Origin of the sequence: Paraclostridium sp. (assembly GCF_051656405.1) — a bacterium.
Lineage (GTDB): Bacteria > Bacillota > Clostridia > Peptostreptococcales > Peptostreptococcaceae > Paraclostridium.
On record NZ_JBOGBV010000060.1, the window covers coordinates 38172 to 64126 of the forward strand.

Annotated in this window: 28 protein-coding genes; all 28 read right to left on the minus strand. The window is 29.4% G+C overall.

The window, feature by feature from the left end:
- Positions 1 to 53: 53 nt before the first annotated feature.
- Positions 54 to 1439 carry an MATE family efflux transporter gene (locus ACRDDE_RS08895; RefSeq protein WP_438626916.1) on the minus strand — a complete coding sequence of 462 codons (1386 nt, stop codon included), beginning with the start codon at positions 1437 to 1439 and terminating at the stop codon, positions 54 to 56.
- A 108-nt stretch (positions 1440 to 1547) separates the two neighbouring features.
- Positions 1548 to 2462: a LysR family transcriptional regulator gene (locus ACRDDE_RS08900; RefSeq protein ID WP_438626917.1), complete on the minus strand. Its 915-nt coding sequence runs from the start codon at positions 2460 to 2462 to the stop codon at positions 1548 to 1550.
- A gap of 68 nt (positions 2463 to 2530) precedes the next feature.
- Positions 2531 to 2779: a hypothetical protein gene (locus tag ACRDDE_RS08905; protein WP_438626918.1), complete on the minus strand. Its 249-nt coding sequence runs from the start codon at positions 2777 to 2779 to the stop codon at positions 2531 to 2533.
- Between the two features lie 119 nt (positions 2780 to 2898).
- Entirely contained in the window at positions 2899 to 3720 is an 822-nt protein-coding gene (locus tag ACRDDE_RS08910) for a phosphate ABC transporter substrate-binding protein (RefSeq protein ID WP_438626919.1), read from the minus strand.
- Between the two features lie 261 nt (positions 3721 to 3981).
- A complete protein-coding gene (ppdK, locus tag ACRDDE_RS08915) occupies positions 3982 to 6603 on the minus strand; it encodes a pyruvate, phosphate dikinase (RefSeq protein WP_438626920.1) in 2622 nt (873 codons plus the stop codon).
- A 229-nt stretch (positions 6604 to 6832) separates the two neighbouring features.
- Positions 6833 to 7669 (minus strand): pyruvate, water dikinase regulatory protein, encoded by an 837-nt coding sequence (locus tag ACRDDE_RS08920; RefSeq protein ID WP_438626921.1) that lies wholly within the window; start codon positions 7667 to 7669, stop codon positions 6833 to 6835.
- Positions 7670 to 7680: 11 nt separating this feature from the next.
- Positions 7681 to 8322, minus strand: coding sequence for a helix-turn-helix transcriptional regulator (locus ACRDDE_RS08925; RefSeq protein WP_438626922.1), 642 nt, complete (start codon positions 8320 to 8322; stop codon positions 7681 to 7683).
- A 240-nt stretch (positions 8323 to 8562) separates the two neighbouring features.
- A complete protein-coding gene (glyS, locus tag ACRDDE_RS08930; RefSeq protein ID WP_438626923.1) occupies positions 8563 to 10629 on the minus strand; it encodes a glycine--tRNA ligase subunit beta in 2067 nt (688 codons plus the stop codon).
- On the minus strand, positions 10629 to 11507 hold the full coding sequence (gene glyQ / locus ACRDDE_RS08935) for a glycine--tRNA ligase subunit alpha (RefSeq protein WP_021429889.1): 879 nt from the start codon (positions 11505 to 11507) through the stop codon (positions 10629 to 10631). Before glyQ ends, glyS begins: the two co-directional genes overlap by 1 nt.
- 136 nt (positions 11508 to 11643) lie before the next feature.
- The gene (locus ACRDDE_RS08940) at positions 11644 to 12219 is read right to left on the minus strand and encodes a DUF4342 domain-containing protein (RefSeq protein ID WP_419742642.1); all 576 of its coding nucleotides are present in this window, start codon (positions 12217 to 12219) and stop codon (positions 11644 to 11646) included.
- Entirely contained in the window at positions 12212 to 12985 is a 774-nt protein-coding gene (gene recO / locus ACRDDE_RS08945; RefSeq protein ID WP_438626924.1) for a DNA repair protein RecO, read from the minus strand. The genes ACRDDE_RS08940 and recO overlap by 8 nt, the downstream gene beginning before the upstream one ends.
- The gene (locus tag ACRDDE_RS08950; RefSeq protein ID WP_438626925.1) at positions 12936 to 13109 is read right to left on the minus strand and encodes a YqzL family protein; all 174 of its coding nucleotides are present in this window, start codon (positions 13107 to 13109) and stop codon (positions 12936 to 12938) included. Before ACRDDE_RS08950 ends, recO begins: the two co-directional genes overlap by 50 nt.
- 70 nt (positions 13110 to 13179) lie before the next feature.
- A complete protein-coding gene (gene mgtE / locus ACRDDE_RS08955) occupies positions 13180 to 14559 on the minus strand; it encodes a magnesium transporter (protein WP_021432127.1) in 1380 nt (459 codons plus the stop codon).
- Between the two features lie 14 nt (positions 14560 to 14573).
- Positions 14574 to 15464, minus strand: a complete 891-nt coding sequence (gene era, locus ACRDDE_RS08960) for a GTPase Era (RefSeq protein WP_438626926.1) — start codon at positions 15462 to 15464, stop codon at positions 14574 to 14576.
- 39 nt (positions 15465 to 15503) lie between these two features.
- Complete coding sequence (gene cdd, locus ACRDDE_RS08965) at positions 15504 to 15905, minus strand: cytidine deaminase (RefSeq protein WP_021429957.1); 402 nt, start codon at positions 15903 to 15905, stop codon at positions 15504 to 15506.
- 135 nt (positions 15906 to 16040) lie between these two features.
- The gene (locus ACRDDE_RS08970) at positions 16041 to 16754 is read right to left on the minus strand and encodes a diacylglycerol kinase (RefSeq protein ID WP_021429952.1); all 714 of its coding nucleotides are present in this window, start codon (positions 16752 to 16754) and stop codon (positions 16041 to 16043) included.
- 4 nt (positions 16755 to 16758) lie between these two features.
- Positions 16759 to 17217: an rRNA maturation RNase YbeY gene (ybeY, locus tag ACRDDE_RS08975; protein ID WP_438626927.1), complete on the minus strand. Its 459-nt coding sequence runs from the start codon at positions 17215 to 17217 to the stop codon at positions 16759 to 16761.
- A 3-nt stretch (positions 17218 to 17220) separates the two neighbouring features.
- A complete protein-coding gene (locus tag ACRDDE_RS08980; RefSeq protein WP_438626928.1) occupies positions 17221 to 18222 on the minus strand; it encodes a PhoH family protein in 1002 nt (333 codons plus the stop codon).
- 12 nt (positions 18223 to 18234) lie between these two features.
- Positions 18235 to 19539: a sporulation protein YqfD gene (locus tag ACRDDE_RS08985; RefSeq protein ID WP_438626929.1), complete on the minus strand. Its 1305-nt coding sequence runs from the start codon at positions 19537 to 19539 to the stop codon at positions 18235 to 18237.
- A gap of 13 nt (positions 19540 to 19552) precedes the next feature.
- Positions 19553 to 19789 carry a YabP/YqfC family sporulation protein gene (locus tag ACRDDE_RS08990; RefSeq protein WP_438626930.1) on the minus strand — a complete coding sequence of 79 codons (237 nt, stop codon included), beginning with the start codon at positions 19787 to 19789 and terminating at the stop codon, positions 19553 to 19555.
- Between the two features lie 146 nt (positions 19790 to 19935).
- A complete protein-coding gene (locus tag ACRDDE_RS08995) occupies positions 19936 to 20433 on the minus strand; it encodes a TspO/MBR family protein (RefSeq protein ID WP_438626931.1) in 498 nt (165 codons plus the stop codon).
- A gap of 138 nt (positions 20434 to 20571) precedes the next feature.
- Entirely contained in the window at positions 20572 to 21015 is a 444-nt protein-coding gene (locus ACRDDE_RS09000; RefSeq protein WP_021429856.1) for a GatB/YqeY domain-containing protein, read from the minus strand.
- A gap of 26 nt (positions 21016 to 21041) precedes the next feature.
- Positions 21042 to 21221, minus strand: a complete 180-nt coding sequence (gene rpsU, locus ACRDDE_RS09005; protein ID WP_021125460.1) for a 30S ribosomal protein S21 — start codon at positions 21219 to 21221, stop codon at positions 21042 to 21044.
- 161 nt (positions 21222 to 21382) lie between these two features.
- Positions 21383 to 21730 carry a histidine triad nucleotide-binding protein gene (locus ACRDDE_RS09010; protein ID WP_316706022.1) on the minus strand — a complete coding sequence of 116 codons (348 nt, stop codon included), beginning with the start codon at positions 21728 to 21730 and terminating at the stop codon, positions 21383 to 21385.
- 41 nt (positions 21731 to 21771) lie between these two features.
- The gene (gene mtaB / locus ACRDDE_RS09015; RefSeq protein ID WP_438626932.1) at positions 21772 to 23073 is read right to left on the minus strand and encodes a tRNA (N(6)-L-threonylcarbamoyladenosine(37)-C(2))-methylthiotransferase MtaB; all 1302 of its coding nucleotides are present in this window, start codon (positions 23071 to 23073) and stop codon (positions 21772 to 21774) included.
- A gap of 1 nt (position 23074) precedes the next feature.
- A complete protein-coding gene (locus ACRDDE_RS09020; protein ID WP_438626933.1) occupies positions 23075 to 23827 on the minus strand; it encodes a 16S rRNA (uracil(1498)-N(3))-methyltransferase in 753 nt (250 codons plus the stop codon).
- Between the two features lie 9 nt (positions 23828 to 23836).
- Positions 23837 to 24778: a 50S ribosomal protein L11 methyltransferase gene (gene prmA / locus ACRDDE_RS09025; protein ID WP_438626934.1), complete on the minus strand. Its 942-nt coding sequence runs from the start codon at positions 24776 to 24778 to the stop codon at positions 23837 to 23839.
- A gap of 192 nt (positions 24779 to 24970) precedes the next feature.
- On the minus strand, positions 24971 to 25942 hold the full coding sequence (locus ACRDDE_RS09030) for a DUF4003 family protein (RefSeq protein ID WP_438626935.1): 972 nt from the start codon (positions 25940 to 25942) through the stop codon (positions 24971 to 24973).
- Between the last annotated feature and the right edge of the window lie 13 nt (positions 25943 to 25955).

The following is a 25955-nucleotide window of genomic DNA, read 5'->3' on the forward strand; positions in this document are numbered from 1 at the left end:
AAAACAAATGAGGCAATATAAAATTACGTCATTTGTTTCTTATTATTTTAAATTTAATTAGATAAACATGTACTTTTACTTGTTTTCCCTGATACCATATTTTTCAAATCTTTATTTGTCTTGTGAGCGTAAAATGCAGTTAATATTACTGTAAACAAATCTGCTACTGCTTGAGTAAGTAATACCCCATCAACACCAATTAATTTTGGTAATATTATAATTAATGGTAAGAAAAATATACCTTGTCTAGCTGTCCCTACTATTAAAGCTTCTTTTGGCATACCTAATGATTGATATAACACTGCATATAATTGTGTAAACCCTAATAGAGGATATAGTAAAAGAGTATATCTTAATGTTTTAGCCCCTACCTCGATAACTGCTGGGTCATTACTAAATAAATTAATAGCAGTTGGTGCAAATATCATTAAGACTATAGTTGCTAATGTGGAAAATATAGTTGTTCTCTTAATAGATATCTTTATTGCTTCCCTTAATTTTTCATAATTTCCTGCCCCATAATTATAACTTGCAATTGGTTGAAATCCTTGATTGTATCCTATAACAACAAACATAACTAATGAAGATAGTTTTAAAGCTATACCAAACGATGCAATTAACTCATTTCCATATGGTTTTGATGCTATGTTTAAAAGTCCCATAGATATACTTATTAAAGCTTGAATTAAAAAAGTTGCAGTTCCAACAGAAATAATTTCTCCATATATGCTCTTTGATAATTTAAAGTTTTTTATACTTAATTTTAGATAACTTTTATTTGTTATATAATATGATAATAACAAAACTACTGATGCAAGTTGCCCTATTACTGTGGCCAAAGACGCTCCCACTACTCCCATATTAAATGTAAACATTAGTATTGGATCTAAAATTATATTTATTATAGCACCTAATGCCACCGCTACTGCACTAAGTTTTGTATTTCCCTCTGACCTTATAATGTTTGCAAGTGTTGGCATCATTATTGGTAAACTAGCCCCTATTGCAATAGGTTTTGCATAATCCATTGCATATGGCATTACACTGTCGCTTGCTCCTAATAATCTTAAAATTGGCTCTAGAAATATCAATATTAAAATAGTAAATATAATTCCTACTATTACTGATGATATTATAGCAGTTGATGCTACATCATCTGCACCGTCTTTATTCTTAGCCCCTAAAAGTCTTGCTATATAAGATGATGCTCCTACTCCTATTAATTGACCAACTGCATTAATTAGTATAAATAAAGGAAATATTACTGATACCGCAGCCATTGCTAGTGTATCATTTAACATACCTATAAATGCTGTATCTACTATATTATATATTGCACTTATTAAGCTGGCTATAATTCCTGGTATCGCAAATTTCCATATTACTCTACCTATATTATCATCTTCCATTATCTTCGATTTATCTATAACTGTATCCATTTTATAAATCTCCTCCTTTGATAAAGCTATATTAATATACTATCAAATCTAGAGATTTATCGTTAATATATATATACTATTACTCGTTATAACTAAAACTTATAACAGTTACATATTTCTCATATTTTCTAAAAGGATTTCTAAAAATAACCTTGCTTCATCTGAGAGTTCTTCTTTTCTTCTCTTAATCCATCCAACTGTAAAATAAACACTATCATCTTCAAGTGGTATAGCCCTTATACCACTAACCTTTTCTATTTTATTAAATCCTGATGCTATTACATAAGCATTAGTTTCTAAAACAAACTGTGTTATAGTCTCTTTGTCATTTAGATATATTGCCCTATCCTTATGAGAAAAACCTAATAAATCTAGCTCTACACTATATGTAAGTGCATTTATAGGCTCTTCTACTAAATGTACGCATATGTATTCATTTAACTCCTCTGGCTTTATAACAGCATTATTATATAAAGGATTATTCTTACCTATGTAAATATATATTTTATCTTTACATATTGGATTAAATTCCAAGTCTCTATTTTCTAAAACACCGTTAAATACCCTCTCTTGCATATTAGAAAGTGCTATTATACCTATTTCAGACTTCATCGTAGATACATCTTCTATTATCTTCTCTTTGTGAGTCTCTTTTAGTGAAATTTTAATTTTTTTATTATTAACTTTTTTGTAAACCTCGCTCAATATAATTCCTAAAGTATATAATTTCATACTCGAAACTTCTAACTTGAACCCATTTTCTTGAGATAAGTCAGAGTATATTTTTTCTAAATTATCAATTTGATTTATTATATAAGTTGCATAAGTCAAAAAATCTTTGCCTTCTTTTGTTAGTTTTACACCTCTATTAGTTCTATCAAATATTTTTATTTTAAATTCTTTCTCTAAATTTACTATTGCTTTACTTAAATTAGGTTGGGATATGAATAAGTTACTTGCAGCTTGATTCATAGATCCCGTTCTAGCTACTTCTATAAAATATCTTAGTTGGTTTATTTGCAATATACTACCTCCATAAATATTATTTACTATATACTATTTTAAACAAAAAAAGAGCTTTTAAAAAGCTCTTATTCCTCATCGGGAAAATTATTACTAAATCTCATTTTTGCTATTTTTAACATTTCATTTAAATTATACCCTTTTAACTTACATCCACACTTTGGACAATATTCTAATTTTTTAGAAACTAAAGCCCTACAACTAGCCTCAGGGCATCTTACTTTTTCAGTTACTTTACCTACATCAAGACCACATCTTGGGCAAACTGTACCTGGTCTATTTGATACTTCCTTACCACATCTTGGACACTTAATCATTATTATCCCTCCTATAAAAATAAAAAGTTAATAATATATAGTATGGTAATAAGCTCGTTTATGTTATAGATTCAAATAAAAAACTCTTCCTAAATTTTTTAGAAAGAGTTTTTTTTATATTATTTAAGTGTTATTAAACCTTCTTCTTCTACTACTTTTTGTCCATCTTCACTAGTTATATAGTCCATAAACTTCTTACCGTTCTCACTTAATTTATCTTCTTTATATACTAATAAGAATGGTCTTGATAATTTATATTTTCCACTCTTAGCATTTTCAGCTGTAGCATCTATTCCATCTAATTGAAGTGTGTGTATGCTATCATCTAAGTAACTGAATGATGTGTATCCTATAGCATTTTCATTTCCAGCTACTGTTGATTTTATATTTCCATTTCCATCACTTATTTGTGCTTCTTTTGTTAAATGAGTAGATTCAAATCCAACTATTTCTTGGAATGCATCTCTAGTTCCTGATCCATCCTCTCTTGAAACAACAACTATAGGAGAATCTTTTCCTCCAACTTCTTTCCAGTTAGTTATTTTTCCAGTGTATATTCCTTTTAATTGATCCATTGTAAGAGACTTAACTTCATTATTTTTATGAGTTATTATACCTATTCCATCAACTGCTATTTTATCTTCTTTAAGTCCTGCTTGCTTTTCTTCACCTTTTAAATCTCTAGATGACATACCTATTTCCGCTACCCCATTTATTGCATCTTTTATTCCCGCTGATGATCCTAATTGATTTATTTCTATAGATACATTAGAGTCTACTGATTTATAAGCTTCTGCTTCCTTTTCCATAAGTGGTCCTACTGAAGTTGATCCTGATACAGATACTTTAGAACCTCCAGAACCTTTTGATCCACATCCTACAGCTAATGTCCCTACCATTATAGTACTCATTAGTAAAACTCCAATTTTCTTTTTAAACATAGGTAACCTCCACAAAGTTATAATTTTTATAATTACTTTATTATTTTTCCGACTTTATTGTCGTTTATTCCTTTATTTGAATTTTCTTTACATTTTTATAATAAAGTAACTATGTTAAATCCAAATTAGAGATATGTTAACTATTGGTAAACAAAATTAAGAGAATGTAAAAATGAGTATTACTTAAATGAAAAATATTTAGGTTAACATAATTTATGCAAAATAACAAAGGAATTGGGATATCCCAATTCCTTTCATTTACTACTTATTATTTTTTATAGCTGCTTGAGCTGCTGCAAGTCTAGCAATAGGTACCCTATATGGTGAACAAGATACATAGTTTAATCCTGTTTTGTAGCAGAATTCTATAGAAGATGGTTCTCCTCCATGCTCTCCACATATACCTAATTTAAGATTTGGCTTAACCCCTCTACCTAATTTAGCTGCCATTTGAACTAGTTTACCAACTCCATTTTGGTCTAATACTTGGAATGGATCTTTTTCAAGTATTTCACTATTTATATAGTCACCTAAGAACTTATTTGCATCATCTCTTGAGTATCCAAATGTCATTTGAGTTAAGTCATTTGTTCCAAAACTAAAGAAGTCAGCTTCAGTTGCTATTTCATCTGCAGTTAAACATGCTCTTGGAACCTCTATCATAGTTCCAACTGTATAGTCTACCTTAACTCCTGACTTATCAAGTTCTTCATTTATTACAGATATTACATTTTCTTTTATAGTTTTTAATTCCTTAACTTCTCCTACTAAAGGTATCATTATTTCTGGGTTAACTTCTACTCCACTATTCTTAGCTTCTATAGCTCCTTGTATTATAGCTTTTGCCTGCATCATAGCTATTTCAGGGTAAGTTATTGCTAATCTACAACCTCTATGTCCAAGCATTGGATTTAGTTCTTGTAAATCTACTATTCTTTTTCTTATTTCTTTAACTTCAAGTCCCATAGTTTTTGCTAAAGCTTCTATAGCTTCATCATCATGTGGTAAGAATTCGTGTAGTGGTGGATCTAATAATCTTATATTAACATGTCTTCCATCCATAACTTTTAATATTTCAGTAAAGTCTTCTCTTTGCATAGGTAGTAATTTTTCAAGAGCAACTAATCTTTGTTCTAATGTTCTTGATAAAATCATTTCTCTAACAGCTGGTATTCTGTCTTCATCAAAGAACATGTGCTCAGTTCTACATAATCCTATTCCTTCTGCTCCAAAACTTATAGCAACACTTGCGTCTCTTGGAGTATCTGCATTAGTTCTTACTTGTAATGTTTTGTACTCATCAACCCAGTTCATAAGTACCTCAAAGTTTCCTGTAAGAGCAACATCTGTTTTTTCTATTACTCCTAAGTAAACACATCCTGTTGATCCATCTAGAGAGATATAATCTCCTTCTTTTATAACTAATCCATCTACAGTTATTTCTTTATAGTATTCATCTACTTTTATTTCTCCACATCCTGCAACACAACATTTACCCATACCTCTAGCTACAACTGCCGCATGAGATGTCATACCGCCTCTAGCTGTAAGTATTCCTTGTGCTACTACCATACCTTCTATATCTTCTGGTGATGTCTCTAATCTTACAAGTATAACCTCTTCTCCTTTTTCAGCTGCCTTTACAACATCATTTGCATTAAAGTATACTTTACCGCAACTAGCTCCTGGAGAAGCTGGTAATCCTTTAGCTATAAGTTTAGCATTTTTTAAAGATTGCTCTTCAAAGTTTGGATGTAGTAATTGATCTAATTGATTAGGTTCAATTCTCATTATAGCTTCTTTTTCATCTATTATTTTTTCTTCAACTAACTCAACTGCAATATTTATAGCTGCTTTTGCAGTTCTTTTTCCATTTCTAGTTTGAAGTATATATAATTTTTCATTTTCTATAGTAAACTCTATATCTTGCATATCTTTATAATGATTTTCAAGTATATTAGTTATTTTTACAAATTCATCATATATTGCTGGCATAGCTTCTTTTAAAGTATCTATGTCTTTTGGAGTTCTAATTCCTGCAACAACATCTTCACCTTGTGCATTTATTAAGTATTCTCCAAATAATTTATTTTCTCCAGTAGATGGGTTTCTTGTAAATGCAACTCCTGTTCCACTAGTCTCTCCCATGTTTCCAAATACCATTGATTGTATATTAACCGCAGTTCCTAAGTTATGAGGAATATCATTTAACTTACGGTAAATATTTGCTCTTGGATTGTTCCATGATTTAAATACCGCTTTTATAGCTAACATTAATTGCTCTTTTGGATCTTCTGGGAATGTTTGTCTTAATTCTTTTTTGTATATCTTCTTGTATTCTTCAACTAATACTTTTAAATCTTCACTTGTAAGATCTGTATCAAATTTGTATCCTTTTTCTTCTTTTATTTTATCTAAAGCATTTTCAAATTTATACTTTGGAACTCCCATTGCAACATCTGAGAACATTTGTATAAATCTTCTATAACTGTCATATGCAAATCTTTCATTGTTAGTATTCTTAGCTATTGCCTTAACTGAAGTATCATTAAGCCCTAAGTTTAATATAGTATCCATCATACCTGGCATTGAGAAAACTGCACCAGAACGAACAGATAATAATAATGGATTTTCATTACATCCTAATTTTTTATTTAAAGATTTCTCTAGCTCTACTAATTTTTCTTCTATCTGTAAAACTACATCTTCTCTTATACTTTCATTATTTACGTAATAGTCATTACAAGCCTCTGTTGATATTGTAAAACCTGGAGGCACTGGTAAGCCTATCTTAGTCATCTCGGCTAAGTTAGCACCCTTACCACCTAAAAGACTCTTCATTTCCTTTGACCCCTCAGCAAAACTATAAACAAACTTACTCATCTAAAACTCCTCCTAGTATGTTTTTTATACAGATATACTGTATATTGTATTCAAGCATGATTAATTTGTTATACCTAAATTTATTATTAAAGTAATAACTAAATTTCTTAGTTATGATTTCCAAAGTACTCGGTTAAACGTTTTTTTGTCACCTGAACCATTCCTTAAAAATCTTAATAAATAAGATTTATACTACACACCGAAAGTAATTCCGATGTGCACTAAAATCCTATTTATCGTTATCTCTAAATACTTTTAATCCATTTTCTTTCATTATATCCATTATGATTCCAGCTGTTTCTTCTATTGCTTTGCTAGATACATCTATAACTGGGCATCCAACCTTTTTCATTATTTTATCAGAGTAATCTAACTCTTGAAGTATTCTATCAAATTTAGCGTAATTAGCATTACTTGATAATCCTAAAGCTTTCAATCTTTCTTGTCTTATTTGATTTAACTTTTCAGGAGTATTAGTAAGACCTATTATTTTCTTTTGATTTATTTCAAATACTTCCTTAGGTATTGGTATTTCTGGAACTAACGGAACATTAGCCACCTTTATATTCTTATTTGCTAAGTACATACTTAGTGGTGTCTTAGATGTTCTTGATATTCCAAGTAATATTATATCAGCTTGTAATATGCCTCTAGGATCTTTTCCATCATCATATTTAACCGCAAATTCTATAGCTTCTACTCTTTTGAAGTAACTTTCATCTAACTTTCTTATAATTCCTGGTTCTCTTCTTGGTTTAACTCCTATTTTACTAGCAATTTGCTTTAATATTGGAGTCATTAAGTCTACACAACTTAAATTTTCCTTGCTACAGTAATCTTCAGTAAATGTTAAAAGTTCATTTTCAACTAATGTATATATAACTATTGCATTTTCTTCTTTAGCACTTTTTAATATTTCTTCTAAAAAATTAACTTCTACAACATATGGAAATCTTCTTATTTCATAGTCATCCTTTAATTGAAATTGAGATATTGCAGCTTTAGTAACTTGCTGAGCTGTTTCCCCTACTGAGTCTGATATTACATATATGACTAAATTATCCATATACTCCTCCTTTAATTATCCGCTATCTCTAAAAATAGTTTTGTTATGTTAGTTTTAGAAATTCTACCAACAACCTTATTTATTATTGTATTATCCCTTTTTATTTCTTCTACAACAGGTATTGAATCTACTTCGTGTTCTATTATTCTCTTTGCTGCTAGTACAACAGTATCTTCACTTGTAACAGTTACAACATTAGGTGTTCTTGTCATTATCATACCTATAGGTATCTTGTTTATGTCTCCCCCACCTATAGTTGCTTTTAATAAATCTTTTCTTGATACTATTCCACATAGTTCTTTTTCATCATCTATTATAAATACACTTCCAACATCTGATAAGAATATATTTACTATAGTATCATAAACATTTGTATCTTGTGTTACCATTATAGGCATACTCATTATGTCCGCTACAGTTTTATTTTTTATTTTATCTCCTAGTAAGTTAACTTTATCTATTCCTGAATAAAAATACCCAACCTTAGGTCTAGCATCTAATACTCCAGTCATAGTAAGTATAGCTAAATCAGACCTTAATGTAGCTCTAGTCACATTAAGTTTGGCTGCTATGCATTCACTTGTTATAGGTTCACTTTCTTTAACGATATCGATTATCTTTAGTTGTCTATTATTAAGTTGAATAATAATCACACTCCTCTTTATTGTGATACACTGTTTATCCGTTTATATCTTATATAGTATATTATATATATTTTATATTGTGTTGTAAATACAGAAATTAAATTTATACATTTAATTTCTTATTTATTTAATTACAGTTTTAACCATAGGGCCCTTTTTTATCCCAGTTTAGGCAAAATTCCCCCTATAATCTACTTTTATTAAGGATTTAAATAACCGAGGAAAAATTCCCTCGGTTATTTTAACAGACTATTTGTACACTATCTTTGATAGGTCACAAATATTTAACATTATGTCATATATTTGTTTTAATATAGCTAATCTGTTATTCTTTATAGCCTCGTCCTTGTCCATTATCATTACTGAGTCAAACATATTATCTATTGCTGGTCTTAATGATGCGAATGCATCAAGAGCTTTTGTATATTCTTTATTAGCTAATAAGTGTTCAACATTTGAACTTATTTCTTGGAATTGTTGATATAAATTAAATTCTGCTTCTTCTCTCATTAAGTTTATATTAACTTTATTAGTTTCAGCTTTTTCTGCTAAAGTCGCAACTCTGTTGAATGCTGTTAACATTTCAACTAACTCACCTTTATCTATCCAAGAGTTTAAAGCTTTAGCTCTAGCATACATATCTGCTATATCATCTATATTAGAACTTAATATAGCATCTATAACATCATATCTTATGCCTAAATCTCTAAATAAATTCTTTATTCTATCTTTGAAGAATTCCATTATTTGATTTAAAACTTCATCTTTATCAAACTCTATAAATGAATAATTATCAAGAGTTAATGATACAAGTTCTCTTAAGCTTATATCTAAGTTGTTATCCATTAATATATTTATTATACCTAATGCTTGTCTTCTTAAAGCATATGGATCTTGTGATCCTGTTGGTTGTATTCCTATAGCAAAGAATCCTGCTATAGAATCTAGCTTATCTGATATAGATAAAACTATTCCAGATTTAGTAGCTGGAAGTATATCTCCTGCAAATCTAGGTAAATAATGCTCAAATATAGCTTCTGCTACATTTTCATTTTCACCACTTACTTTTGCATACTCTCTTCCCATTACACCTTGAAGTTCAGTAAATTCAAATACCATACCTGTAACTAAGTCTGCCTTGCATAATTTAGCTGCACGAAGTGTATCTTCTTTTATATCTGTTTCATTTAATTTTTCTAATATATCATTAGCTAATTTTTCTATTCTTAAAGATTTATCATAAACTGTACCAAGTTTAGCTTGGAATACAACAGTTTTTAATTTTTCTATGTAGCTTTCTAAAGACTTCTTAGTATCTTCTTTATAGAAGAATAGTGCATCTGCAAGTCTAGCTTCTAATACTTTTTCATTACCTTTTTTAACGTTATCAATTCTATGGCTATCTCCATTTCTAACAGCTATAAAGTTTGGAAGTAATTTTCCATCCTTTAAAACAGGGAAATATCTTTGATGTTGTTTCATTGGTGTTATTACAACTTCTTTTGGAAGTTTAGCATAATCTTCATCAAATTCTCCATAGAATGCAGTTGGATACTCTACTAAATGAGTTACTTCTTCAAGTAATTCTTCATCAAATTCTATTTCTCCACCTAAAGATTTCGCAACATCGTCACATTGTTTCTTTATTAATTCTTTTCTTTCATTTTGATTTAATATTACAAAGTTTTCTTCTAGTTTAGTTAAGTATTCATTTAAAGTGTTTACTTCAAATTCACTTTCTCCTAAGAATCTATGTCCTTTAGTAGTATTAGACGATACTATTCCTTCTAACTCTATATCAAGTACAGAATCATTTAATATACAAACCATCCATCTTATTGGTCTTATAAATCTCATGTTCTTTCCACCCCAACGCATAGCCTTAGGGAATGTCATAGATTTTATAGCTTCTGGAAGTATGCTTTTTAAAACTTCACTAGTTAATTGTCCATCTTGCTTTATTTTACCGAAAGCATATTCTTCTTTTCCAACTTGCTTAAAGTATAAGTCTTCTTCTTTTATACCTTTGCTCTTCATAAATCCTAAAAGAGGTTTAGTATAGTTGCCTTCAGCATCAACAGCTATTCTCTTAGCTGGTCCTTTTACTTCTTCTTCTAAATCTGATTGTTTTTCACATATATTATTAATTATAACAGTTAATCTTCTTGGTGTAGAATATACATTAACTTCATCAAAAGTTATTCTATTTTCATTAAAAGATTTAACTATGTTAGTTTTTAATTGGACCATTGCTGAATTTACATATCTTGCAGGTAATTCCTCAACACCTATTTCAAATAAAAGGTAATTTTTCATTATTTGTCACCTTCCTTTAAAAGTGGATATCCCATTTCTTTTCTTAGCTCTACATAAGCCTTAGCTACTGTTCTAGCCATATTTCTAACTCTACTTATAAATGAAGCTCTTTGACTTACACCTATAGCTCCTCTTGCATCTAAAGTATTAAATGTGTGCGAACATTTTAACACATAATCATATGCTGGAGTTATTAATCCTTTTTCCATAAGTCTTAATGCTTCTTTTTCATATACATCAAATAAGTTAAATAACATATCTGCATCACACTCTTCAAATGCGTATACTGAGTTTTCATATTCAGCTCTATTGAATACTTCTCCATATGTTATTTCATCATTCCATTTTAAATCGTATACACTTTCAACTTCTTGAAGGTACATAGCTAGTCTTTCTAAACCATATGTAATTTCTCCTGTTTCAAGCTCACACTCTATTCCACCAACTTGTTGGAAGTAAGTAAACTGTGTTATTTCCATACCGTCTAACCAAACTTCCCAACCAAGACCCCATGCTCCAACAGCAGTTGCTTCCCAGTTATCTTCAACAAATCTTATATCGTGTGCTTTTGTATCTATTCCTATAGCCTCTAAACTTCCTAAGTATAACTCTTGTATATTATCTGGAGATGGTTTTAAGATAACTTGGAATTGGTGATGTTGATATAATCTATTTGGATTCTCACCGTATCTTCCATCTGCCGGTCTTCTAGATGGTTCTACATAACATACTTTCCAAGGTTCTGGTCCTAAAGATCTTAAGAATGTATTTGGGTTCATTGTTCCTGCACCTTTTTCTACGTCATAAGGTTGCATCATTATACATCCTTGCTTAGCCCAATAATCTTGTAATGTTAGTATCATATTTTGAAAATTCATACGAATACCTCCTGTATTAAAAACAAAGCCTTTCGTCTACACGAAAGGCCATTAAATGGTTATTTTCTAACTTTTAGAATATCAAAGTATAGAGTATTTGTCAATATGCTTAAATATTAGTTTTGTCAACACTTTTTTAGTATTTAGTTATATCGTCATCTTCTTTTATTAATTCTTCAGTTATATCTTTATCATCTTTTTTATTATGTTTAACTACATCAGTAACTTCTTTTGCAGTACTTGTTAACATATTTTTTAGCATATTTAATGTCTCTTCATTTAGTTCTCCTAAATCAACAACTGTTTTGTCTTCTTCATTTTGAACTTTTATATTAAATTTGCCTATTACAGCTGCTGAAAGTCCCACTAATGTAACTAAAGGTCCTAGTGCTAACCCAACAACTCCAACTGTTAAAGGAATATTCATTATAATTTTATTGTCTTTTTCAACTATTACTCTTATAACGTTACTTCTTTTTAGCATTTCTTTTAATTGATTTTTTATTTCTTCTGCATCTTTTCCTAAAGCAGTTTCCATTTTTTCTTTTGCTTTATTTTTTACTTTTGCAGTTTTTTTGTTTTGCTCTAAATATATTATTGCATCTAATACATTTCCATCACTAATCACCAATGCTTCTTTAGCTTCTGCATAACTTGCACTTGGAACTCTCTCTAATACTTGATCTATCTTTTCTAATGTTATATCAGTCATCAATATCAGCTCCTTTATTATTTTCTATTCCTTGTAATAAGTGTAATGATTTTGTGTTTGCATTGTCAACGTAAACCTGAACGTATACTTTTAAAATTTTTGTTAGTTCATTTACTAAGTATTTTGATACCTTAGCCTTACTACAAGTTAATATATCATTTCTAAAAATATAATCCATTAATTTTATAGTAGTGCTATCAATTTTAAAATTATACACATGGTTTTCTTTACACTTTTCACATAGTATTCCACCTTCATCAACATTAAATACACTACTTTTAAGATTTGTAGTATTACAGTTGACGCATCTATTTACTATTGGTTTAAAGCCTATATAGTCTAAAAACTTTAGTTCAAATGCTCTAGTTATGTATTCTTTATCAACCTCATTTTGAGTATATAGATAAAGAGTTTGCGCTAGTAACACAAAAAGCCTGTTATTAGTTTGATTTTCATATATAGATCCATCTACTAAACTTGTTATATATGTAGCATAGGAAAAAGCTTCTATATCATATGCAATATCATAAAAGTTTTTAATGGTCTCACTTTGACTTACTCTATACATATTGCCTTGTTTTTTTAAAGTAAAGTTAGAGTAGGAGAAAACCTGAGAAGAAGATAACAACGAGCTTTTATTTCGTTTTGCGCCTTTTGCTATAGCTGATATCTTCCCAAGTTTTCGTGTAAATATTGTTAAAATTAAATCATTTTCTTTATATCTTGCTGATCGTAGTACTATCCCCTGGGTGTTCACAATTATCATGGTCGTTTTCTATCTCCCTATTCATATTGACTTCGCCATTGTTTGTATTTATGCTATTTTTTAAGTATAGATAGGCTTCTATACTTCCTGTTTTTTTAAAAACTTCCCAACACAGATTGTTCATTTTTAAAAACCCCCTTCTTACGCTTATACTATATTTTTAGTAAGAAAGGGGAAAAAAATGCATTAAGTTGTTAGACAATTTTTGACAATGTAATTGTTGTTATTAAAAAATAGATAACCATCCCAATTATATCAAGGGATGTAGCTATTAATGGAGCAGAAACAATTGACGGATCTACATCCATTTTTTTAAACATCATAGGTATAAATGATCCAATCATCGCCCCTATTATCATATTTATAAGCAATGATACAGATACTATTAAAACTATATTTATGTCCTTTACAAAAATATACGTAGCTATTCCTATAATGAAACTACATATAATTCCTGTAAATACACCTACCATTCCTTCTAATAATACATTTTTAAAATCTAACTTTTTATTAGACAGTGCCATTACAGTAAGTGCTGATGCTTGAGTTCCTATATTCCCAGCCATACCTGTAACAACCGGAACAAAGTATATCAAAGGAAAATACTTTGAATCAATTACATAATCAAAACTCGATAATATCAATGTAGCTATAAAACCACCAACTAAAGTTACTATAAGCCAAGGTATTCTAGCTTTAAAAGACGACAATACCTTATCTTTTGGATCTACATTAGTTTGTTCGATAGTATCTCTTTCTTGTTCTGATGTACCAGCGAATTTGTACATATCTTCACTAGCTTCTTCTTCAATTACATCTATTACATCATCTACTGTTATAATCCCTTTTAAAATGCGATTTCTATCTATTACAGGGATAGCTATTAAATCGTATTTAGATACAAGCTTAACAGCTTCTTCTCGATCTTCATCTACATATACAGAAATTATATTTTCACTCATTAAATCTTCTATTATGCTATCATCTCTTGATATTATAAGCTCTCTTAATGATAATACTCCAACTAACTTATCAAAATTATCAACCACATACATATAATAGATGGTTTCTGCATCTATAGCATTTTCTCTCATATATTCTATGGCATCTTTTGCTGTCATATCTTTATTTATAGATATGTAGCCAGTTGTCATTATACCTCCAGCAGATTCTTCTTCATATATAAGAAGTTCTTTTACATCTTGGGCATCTTCTTGATTTAGAAGGTTTATAATTTCTTCTCTCTCATTTTCTTCTAACTCGCCTAAGATATCTGCCATATCATCTAAAGACATCATTTCTAAAATATTAGCTTTATGCTCTATGTTTAACTTAGAAAGTATATGCCTAAAAAATTCTGAATCAGTTTCATCAAGTATGGAAGCTGCCATATCTATAGGTAATATTTCAAAAAGCTTTATTTGTTTGTCTTCGTCTAAGTTTTCTAGTATGTCAAAAATATCCCTGTTATGATATTCTTCCATTAATTCTCTTAATTCTAAAATTTTATTGTTGTCTATTAAATCCTCGACTTGATTTAACAACAGCTTGGAATGTTCATCTTTCCTATCCATAAAACCCACCTTTATTATTTATCAGTATACCCAAAGTTATTTATAAAACTTTGTAGGTTTCTCCAATTTTCTTTAACTTTAACCCAAACTTGAAGGTTAATTTGAGATCCTAGTAATAATTCAATCTCTTCTCTTGCTGATTTTCCTATCCCTTTTAACTTTCTACCATTTTTACCTATTATTATACCTTTATGTGAACTTCTTTCACAGTATATAACAGCAGATATATCTATTATATCTTTATCTGGTCTTTTTTTCATTCTTTCTATTTCTACAGCAACCCCATGAGGTATCTCATCATGTACATAGTGTAGAACTTTTTCTCTTATAAGTTCAGATACTAAAACTCTTTCAGGTTGATCTGTTATCATATACTCTGGGAAATATTGAGGACCTTCCTGTAAGTATCTTTCTATTACTTTTAGTAATCTATCAGTGTTCTTACCTTTTAATGCTGATATTGGAACAATCTCATCAAACATATTTTCCGCATCGTACATTTTCATTAAGTCAAATAATTCTTCTTCACTTAACATGTCAATTTTGTTTAAAACCAAAATTTTAGGAGTTTTTATTCCTCTTAAATTTTCGATTATCATTCTGTCTCCTGGTCCAATTTTTTTTGACTCATCAACTACATATAATACTACATCGACATTTTTGAATGCATCTGTAGCTGATTTCACCATAAATTCTCCTAATTTATTTTTAGGCTTATGAATACCTGGTGTATCTAAAAATACCATTTGACATTCTTTGTCTGTGTAAACTGCTTGTATAGTATTTCTTGTTGTTTGTGGTTTATCACTCATTATAGCTATTTTTTCTCCAACTACGCTATTCATAAGAGTAGATTTTCCAACATTTGGTCTTCCTACTATACTAACAAATCCTGATTTAAACATATTAATTCCTCTTTTCAATTTGTCTTTTGTTGTTTTAATTTATTTGAAGTCACTACCTGAGAAATAATGTGGAACTAATTCTGCGATAGTTTGTTCCTGTATATCTCCTTTTGAGTATCCAGTTATTATTCTTATATGCGGCCCAAACTCAATTATTACCTGTCTACATATAGCACACGGATATGTAGGTTCATTTTTTTCTGAATTAGTACTAGCAACAGCTATTGCCTCTATATCTTTATACCCTTCAGAGATAGCTTTAAATAGCGCAGTTCTTTCAGCGCAATTTGTCCCTCCAAAAGATGCACATTCTACATTACAGCCTGTAAAAACTTTACCACTCTTAGTTAAAAGTGCTGCACCAACTTTAAAATTTGAATATGGTGAATAAGAGTGTTCTCTTGCTTTTTCTGCTATTTCTAATAATTCTCTATTATCCATTATATTAACCTCCATCAAAGACCACTTATACTTTATATTTTAAGTAGTACATTACATTATACCAAAATAAAAAAAAAGAAAAAAGTATATTTATATTTTCTTAAGCAAAAAAAGCGGGAATATTTTTCCCACCTTTTAATATTGAGCTATTTGTAAAACTAACATAGCTACCAAAACTCCAAGTAATGCCCCCGCTACAGTTTCCCAAAAAGTATGTATTTTGCCTTCTATTCTACTTTGTGCAACTAAAACTGCCATTAAATAAGCAAGTGTCGATGCTACCACTCTTTCTGTCATAAATGTTACAAGTGTAGCAAGTGCAAAAGCAAGCGCCGAGTGACCACTTGGCATTCCTCCTTGTAGCGGAGTCCCTGTAGATGTTAATGATTTCACTACTACTACTGCTATTAAAACTAAAACTATACATATAAGAGTAACATGAATTGGTGATTTTCTTATTGTAAAAAATACAGATGCGCCTACAGTTTCTAGTTTATCATAAAATAGTAAGTATCCAATTATACAAGCATTTAAACTTGCTATTAGTACTCCTCCGGCAGCAACATCTTTTGCTATTTTAGCTAATGGGTGGTATGTATCTGTTATCATGTCTACAGTTTTTTCTATAGCTGTATTAAACATTTCTGATATTACAACTAAGCTTATTGTAAATAATAATAGCATCATTTCGAATTTATTAAATTCACAAAACAAACTAATTGTAAGAACTAACGCTGCAACAAAGTAGTGTATTTTCATATTTCTTTCATGCTTGAAAGTGTATAAAATCCCAGCAATAGCTGCATTAAAGGCATTTATTATCCCTTGTTTACCTTTCTTTTTACCCATAAGTTTACTCCCTTGTTATATTAAGCTTGTTTAGTACATCCTCTTCTCTTTTTCTCATATCCTTTGTATTTTCTTCAGTGTCATGGTCATAACCTAATAAGTGGAACATACTATGGCATACTAAAAAACATACTTCTCTTTCAAAACTATGATCATATTCTTCACTTTGTTCTAAAGCTCTTTCTAGAGATATAACAATATCTCCTAAAGATTCTGCTTCTATTTCAACATCAAATTCATCTGTTAAAAGTGGAAAAGATAAAACATCTGTAGCTCTATCTACACCTCTATATTCTCTATTTAATTCATGTATTTCTTCATTATCAACAAAAGATAAACTTACTTCATAATTGTCATCATAACCTTCATAGTATAATGTCTCAACGATTATATCATTGATTTTTCCTAAAAGGTCTTCACTTACTTTTATTTTATCTTGTCTATTGTCTAATATAATTTCCATAATTTATCTCCTATTTCTTTTGTTTCTATCATCATTAAATTTATTTAACTCTTGTTCTTCATCAAACTTTTCATAAGCTTTAATTATTCGTTGTACTAATTCATGTCTAACGACATCTTTTTCTGTAAATTTATTTATACCAACTCCATCTACATCTTTTAAAACATCCATAGCTTGAATTAATCCACTTTTATATTTATTTGGTAAATCTACTTGTGTTAAATCTCCGGTAACTACAGCTTTTGATCCAAACCCTAATCTAGTTAGAAACATCTTCATTTGCTCTGGAGTTGTGTTTTGAGCTTCATCTAAAATTATAAATGCATTATCTAGAGTTCTTCCTCTCATAAAAGCTAATGGAGCCACTTCTATTATACCTCTTTCAATATACTTAGCACATTTTTCATCACCTAACATATCAAATAATGCATCGTAAAGAGGTCGTAAATAAGGGTCTACTTTATCTTTCATATCTCCTGGTAAAAATCCTAAGCTCTCGCCTGCCTCAACAGCTGGTCTAGTTAATATAATTCTGCTTATTTCCTCTTTTTTAAAAGCTCTAACTGCCATAGCTACTGCAAGATATGTTTTACCTGTGCCTGCTGGCCCAACTCCAAGTGTTATATCATTGTTTCTAATAAGATTTATATAATGTTTTTGTCCTATTGTTTTTGGTTTAACTTCTCTACCTTTTTTTGTTACAGCTATAGTATCTTCTAATTCTTCTATTTGCTCTTTATTTCCTTCATTTAATAATTCTATAGCATAAGTAATACTCTGTTTATCTAAAGTTTTACCTATTTTAAAATTTTTATATAATTCATTTATAAATTCTATAGCTTTTTCTACATTTTTATTTTGGCCTATTAAAACTATATTGCCTTCTCTTAACAGTACATCTACATTTAAACTCTTCTCTATTATTTTTATATTTTCGTCAAAGTTTCCAAATAGTTCTCTTTCAAATTTATCATCTGTTATTTCAAAACTCTTCTGTACTATCAACGTTTATCCTCCTTAGTTATCCCTTGTTTGAACTTCCTCTTTATCTTTTGCATCTTTATCTTTATTTATATCCTTAAATTCATTTCTTATATCATTAATAGGTCTTTTATCTGGATTTGAAGGTACTTCTTCTTCACCTTCTTTAGGCTTACTTTCTTGTCTAATTAATTCTTCAGCTTCCGATTTGCTTAAAGAGTGTACCTTAGCTATATTTTCTAAAGTTGTAACAGTTACTATGTACTCTAATTTATCTTTTTTAACTTTATATTGATGCTTAACATCTTTATATCTTGAATCAACAGGAATAGTGTATTCAAGTTCTTTAAGAGCCTTTTGTTTTAAATCTTCTTTTACTTCTTCTTTATTTTTCTCAACTTCTTTTACATTTACTTCATGGAAAATACTAGACTTTATTTTTAAAGGAAAAGTGTAGTCTCCAATAGTTAAAACATGTTCTTTATTTTCGATTTCATAATTTTTAAAGTCTATATTTCTTCTTAATGTATATTTTTTATCATAGAAGCTAAATGTATATACTGTTTTTTTATTACCAGTTCTAGTTTTAACCTTATCTATGTAATTTGTACTTTGTTTTGACTCATAAAATGTAGTTGCCCATACTTCTGGTAGAGATTTAGTATTCGATCCCGATACTAATACGTCTCCTTTTCTTACTATATCACCTACATTAGTGACTTGTTTACCACTTCTTGGTATTACCTTTTCTATTATACCATTTTTCTTAGCAATTATATTACAATAATTAGTTTCTTTTTTCTCTTGTAATGATTCATCTTTCTTTGTTATTGTAACAAATATATTAGTTCCTTTTACATTTATAGACACATAAGCAATATCACCAAACTCTCCCATAATTTGGTCTCTTACTTCTTTTCTATCTATGCCCTTTTTATACACCCCAGGCCTTACACCTGCTTTTTCAAGTTCCTTCCTTACAAGCACTTTGTCAATTCCCTCTGGAGCTTTTATATATACATCTGTTACAAATAATGATGTACTCATTAATAAAACCAAGGAAAGCATAGCACATATCCACATTCCTTTGTATCTATATATACGCCTAGCCAAAAAAGGCACTCCTGTTTTTTGCTTTATTTTAACCTCAAACTTGCTTCCTCTATAAATACTTTTAAACGCCCTAATACTTTTCCTATCAACCTTAAGCTCAATTTTAGTGTTTGAAATTCGTTTTACATCATAAACATTAACTTTATTTCTTATTAATGTGTTTAAAAATTTTTCTGTATTTATCCCCTCTATAGTTACTACATAGTAACCTTTAATATAACTTATCAAATGCAACTCCCCCCTATGTAGTGTATTCTACACTATATATAATTCCTTTTATTCCTATCTCCGTATCAGTAATATGCTTTAAATATAACTTTTCACCACATATTTTTATAGTATTTAACTTTGTTTTTATTTTAATTAAATTTACATCGTATTCTAGTATGGATTTGTAGTTTTCTATACTTATAAATGTATTCCCCAAAACAGTAACTGTAGGTTGATTTACCTGTAAATCAGTAGGAATTTCTATCATACTCATAACCCCCTTAATATATTCTATGTCCTTTTTTTATTTTAATTACTTGTATTAGTTCCGAAGCCTTAATATAATAGTATGTTCCTTTAATAAATTTTGAGACTTTTATTTCAAAAAAAATAAAGCCAAGCCGGCTTTTATTTTTATCTATTTATTGACCATATAACGTAATTTAAAAAGAATGCATAAAATAACCAAGCTAAATATGGTAAATTTATATAAGCTGCTCTTTTGTCAATTTTAGCAAATTTAATTATCATAATTAATACAATTATTATCATAAGTCCTATAACTATCAAAGCTGTGAATCTAAGCCCTAATCCAAAGAATAAAATAGGCCATATAAAGTTCAACCCTAATTGTAAGTAATAATAAAACATAGCATCTCTTACTTTAAGTGTATTCAATCCTTTTTTAGAAATTAAATAAGCTGATATCCCCATAAGTACGTACAAAATAGTCCATACTATCGGGAATACATACCCCGGAGGGAAAAAACCTGGTTTTATTAAATTTGAATAATATGTACTTGTATTTGTTTGACTTAAGAATTCAGATATAAAGCTACTCGAAAACCCAACTATAATAGGTATAAAAACACTTATTATAAACTTTTTTATTTCTTTTGTAGATATGATCAATGAATTCACCCTCTCTTTATCCTCTATTTAATTTATAAATATGAGAGAGTAAGTAATATTATTCCATTTTTTTGGACAAAGATTATAAAGTAAAATAAAAAGCAAAAAACCTAGAGCATTCGCTCTAGGTTTTTCTATCTATTGTAAGTTAGATTTAACTAACTCATTTATCATTTTTCCGTCAGCTACACCTTTTGTTTTCGGTTTTATAGCTGCCATGATTTTTCCCATATCTTTCATAGAAGTAGCTCCTACTTCAGATATAGTATCTTTGACTATCTCATTTAATTCTTCTTTGCTCAGCTGTCGAGGTAGGTATTCCATTAATACTTCAATCTCAGCTTCGGCTTCTTGAACTAAATCGTCTCTTGATGCTTTTGCAAATTCAGTTTTTGCATCTCTACGTTGCTTTAACTGTTTTGTTATTACGTCTATAATTTCGTCATCACCAAGTTCTGTTCTAGTGTCAACTTCACGCTGCTTGATTTCAGCTCTTATTAATGTAACAACAGATTTTTTTACTGTATCTTTGTTTTTCATAGCAAGTTTTAAGTCTTCTTGTAACTTTGCTTTAAGGGACATATCCCTTCACCTCTTATCTACAAAAATTATTTCTTAGCGTTTTTTCTTCTTGCAGCTTCAGCTTTTTTCTTACGTCTTACGCTTGGCTTATCATAGTGTTCTCTTTTTCTTACTTCAGACATTATGCCAGACATAGCACATGAACGCTTAAATCTTCTTAAGGCGCTGTCTAATGTTTCATTTTCTCTTACTCTTACTTCTGACATTCTTTTTCCCTCCCTCCGATAGCGCAAATTATGCTGGGACTGTAACTCGATTATATCTGCATAATATGCATTACAACCTCACACTTTGTTTATTATAAACTAATCTTATTTTTTTTTCAAGTATTTTTATGAATAATACATCTAAAAGTTTAATTTATATATTACTTCTCAGCATCATACCAATCTAATTTCTTTCCTGCTAATACATGATAATGAATATGCTTAACCTCTTGGCATCCATCACTTCCACAGTTATTTATTATTCTAAATCCCGTTTTGTCATATCCTTTTTCTTTAACTATTTTATTAATAACCTTATGAATGTGTGCAATTATTTCCATATTTTCTTCGCCTATGTCTATTATTGATTCATAATGCTCTTTAGGTATAACTAAAACATGTAATGGTGCAACAGGATTTATATCATTAAAAGCTAAGACTTTATCATCTTCATAAACTTTGTTTGATGGTATTTCTCCATTTATAATTTTACAAAATATACAGCTCATATTTACACCTCCTATCTGTTAAGAGTTATTATTTCTACATATTATACTAAAATTCCTTCTACGTATTCATCTTTTACATGTAATATTTTAGTATTTAATATCTTACCATGTATATCTTCATCACTTTCAACTACTACTCTTATATAGTTAGGTGTTAAACCTTCATATTTTTTGCCTTCTATATTTTGTTCAAATAGTACTTCAAACTCTTCTCCTATAAAGTTTTCTGCAAACTCATTAAAATTCTTTTTATTTAATGCTATTAATTTATCACTTCTTAGTTGCTTCATTTGAGGATCTATTTGATTTTCCATAGTTGATGCTGGTGTTCCTTTTCTTGGAGAGTACTTAAACACATGCATTTGTGAAAGTTTTATATCACTTAAAAACTTATATGTCTGATTAAATTCATCATTAGTTTCTCCTGGGAATCCAACTATTACATCTGTAGTTATTGCCACTTCAGGCATTTTATCTCTTAATTTATCAACTATTTCCTTATATTCTTCTGTAGTGTATCTTCGGTTCATTCTTTTTAACGTTTCATCACATCCACTTTGTAATGATAAATGGAAATGAGGACATACTTTTGGCATTTTAGAAACTGTGTCTATAAATTCATCAGTCATTAATATAGGCTCTACTGAACTTAATCTTATTCTCTTAACTCCATCAATTTCATTTATAGCCTTTATAACACTTAATAAATTAACTTCAGCTTCGCTAACATCTTTTCCATAAGATGCAACATGTATACCAGTTAAAACTATCTCTGTGTATCCATTATCAGCTAACTTCTTAGCTTCATTTACTACACTCTCTAAATCTCTACTTCTTACCTTCCCACCTCTTGCGTAAGGTATTATACAGTAAGAACAGAATCTATCGCATCCATCTTGAATTTTCATAAATGCTCTAGTTCTTCCATTAGCTTGATTTATTTCAATTTCTTCAAAAGCTCTTACTTTCATTATGTCATCAACTGTACTAGCTTTTTTAGATGCATCTAATTTTTTTATTTCTTCAACTATTTGTCTTCTCTCATTAGTTCCCATAACTAAATTTACTTCTTCTATTTCTAAAATTTCTTCTGGAGAAACTTGAGAGTAGCATCCCACAACAGCTATTATAGCGTCTGGATTTTTCTTTTTCATTCTTCTTATATATTGACGTGATTTTCTATCACTCATATGTGTTACTGTACATGTATTTATAACATAAACATCCGCAAATTCTTCACTATCGACTTGAGTATATCCATCTTTTTTAAACATCTCAAGCATAGCTTCTGTTTCATATTGATTTACTTTACATCCTAAAGTATAAAAAGCTACTTTTTTCACTCTAATCATTTCCTCCTAAGTCACTTAATTCGTATAACACTATAGATGATGCAACAAGCGATGCTGTTTCAGTTCTTAGAATTCTAGGCCCAAGAGACACTGATTGTCCACCTATTTCTTCTATAGCCTTAATTTCAGTATCTTCAAATCCGCCTTCTGGTCCTACGAAAATACCTATATTTTTTATATCTACACCTTTTATAGCTTGTTTAATCGATTTTGTTCTTTCATTTTCATACGGAGCTATATTAAAGTCATTTTCTTTCATGTCAGCTAGTGCTTCCTTAAAGCTTAAAACTCCTCTTAATTTTGGAATTTTTCCACGCTTGCTTTGCTTTGCAGCTTCATATATTATTCTTTCCCATCTTTCGATTTTCTTGTCTTCTTTTTTATCATCAACTTTAACAACAGTTCTCTTTGTCTGAACTAGAATTATCTCATCTACTCCAACTTCAGTTAACTTTTGAAGTATCATTTCCATCTTAGGTCCTTTTGGAAGGCCTTGATACACTTTTATTTTCAGATCAGACTCTCTTTTTATGTCTACAACTTCTACTATATTAAGTTCAACTTGAGACTTATCTATATTAGTTATTTCACATATGTATTCATTGTTGTCATTATCACATATTTCTAGTTCTTCTCCAATTCTACATCTTAAAACTTTAGAAATATGTTTTACATCTTCACCTTCTATAATACATGTCTTATTTTCAAGGTTTATATTTTTCTTTCCTACAAAAAATCTATCCATGCAATTCACCTACTTTGCTATTTTAGATACTATAGCGTTCCACTCGCCTAAAGACTCTACATGTACTATTTCAAGTCCATTTTTAGTTAAAGCTTCTTTAACTTCATCTACTTTGGCATGTATTATTCCTGAAGATATAAATACAGCATCATCTTTCATAAATTGTTTTATATCTTTTGCTAGTATTTTTATTATATCCGCTATTATATTTGCTACAACTATATCTGCTTTATCCTTTACAACTTCCATTAAGTTTCCGTGAAGTGCATTAACACTACCTTCTACTTTGTTTAACTCTATATTTTCTTTTGAAACCTTTACAGCAACCTCATCTAAATCAACAGCTAATACGTCTTTAGCTCCTAATTTTGCCGCTGCTATTGCAAGTATCCCACTTCCACAACCTATATCAAAAACTTTAGATTCTGGTTTAACATACTTTTCTAACTCTCTTATACACATACTTGTAGTTTCATGTGTACCCGTTCCAAATGCCATTCCTGGATCTAACTCTATTATTAAATCAGTATCGTTAGCTTCATAATCTTCCCAAGTTGGCTTTACTACTATTTTCTCACCTATTTTAGTTGGTTTGTAGTAGTTTTTCCATTCATTTGCCCAATCTTCTTCATCTACTTGAGAAAGTTCAACTATAGCTTCTCCTACATCTATTCCGAATTCTTTAAGTCCCTCTATTTTTTCTTTTATTAATTTTATATCATCAGATACATCTCTTTCTTCTGTTATATAAGTTTTTATTATAACTCCATCATATCCGCTGTTAAATATTTCTTCTTCAACAAAATCCCAATCATATTCATGTTTCTTTTGGAATTTAAAATCCTTAGGATCTTCTATTGATACTCCACCTACATTTTGTTCATATAATATATTAGTTATAGCTTCAACTGCTTCCGTTGTTGTTTTAATAGTTATTTCTGCCCATTTCATTTATGTACACGCTCCTTTTAAAATTCCTGTTTTTCGTAACCTTTATTATATCATATTTATTATTGTCTTTTAAAATAATCTTTTATACTTTAAAACACATTTATACTTTTATCAGTTTTAAAATAAATTCATAAAAATAAGAAAATAAACCTAAGTATTATAGCTCTTAAGTTTATTTTCTTATTTTCATGGCTATGTAGATGAATTATATGTAACTATTGAACTTGTTGTGGCTGCATTTGTAGCTATATTCATGGCTTGATTAATATTTGATATAATTTTATCCATTATTATACTATTAATTTCTATATCATCAATATATTTAGATAATGCAATAACTGTACTAATCATGTTTCTGTATCTTTCTCCTAGAATAAAGTTTCCATACCCTTGATGCTCCTTTAAAGTATCTGATATATGTTTAATTTCTTCTATTAGATGATTTATATCTTTTATATCTATAAGTGCCATAACGCCTATTAGCGGATATCCAAACTCATGAATTTTACATTTATTTTTTTCTAATTCCTTTTTTATCTCTATACATCTATTAAGTGTTTCCTTGTTTTTGTTAAAAGAAAGAACATGCGATAAACTTTGAAGAGTTCTACTGTTATGAAATCCATTTTTCATTAAATACTCATATGCTATTTCCATGTTGTTTAGTTCTTCTTCAATATCACTTGAGCTTATTGCGATTATACATGTTATCATGTATTCCTCTACACTTATTGAAAATGGATGATTTTGTATCATAGATCTGTATACATATCTCATTTTTTCTATGCACTCATCTATATTTATCTTATCCTTATTTTCAAATATTACATTTGATACTAATGCTAAACAATCTCCTGAGCAAAATTTATTTAATTTCAATTTTTTGTGGATATTTAAAATTTCATCGAAGCTAGACTTGGGATTTGCTTGAAATGATAGTATTATTGCTGTATTTATTGAACTTTTGCCTCTAAAGTCAGAGAATATAGAGGTGTTTTCTCTTATAATTTCCATACTCTCGTTTACTAGATTTGTATTTATTTTTTTATCTTTTAGTGTATACTCAAGTGCACATCCATGTATTATCAATCCCATCCATGATGATGTATTCACTTTTTTCAATGACTCATAGTTATCTATTAAAAGGGCTAACCTTTTTTCCATAAATCACCTCTAC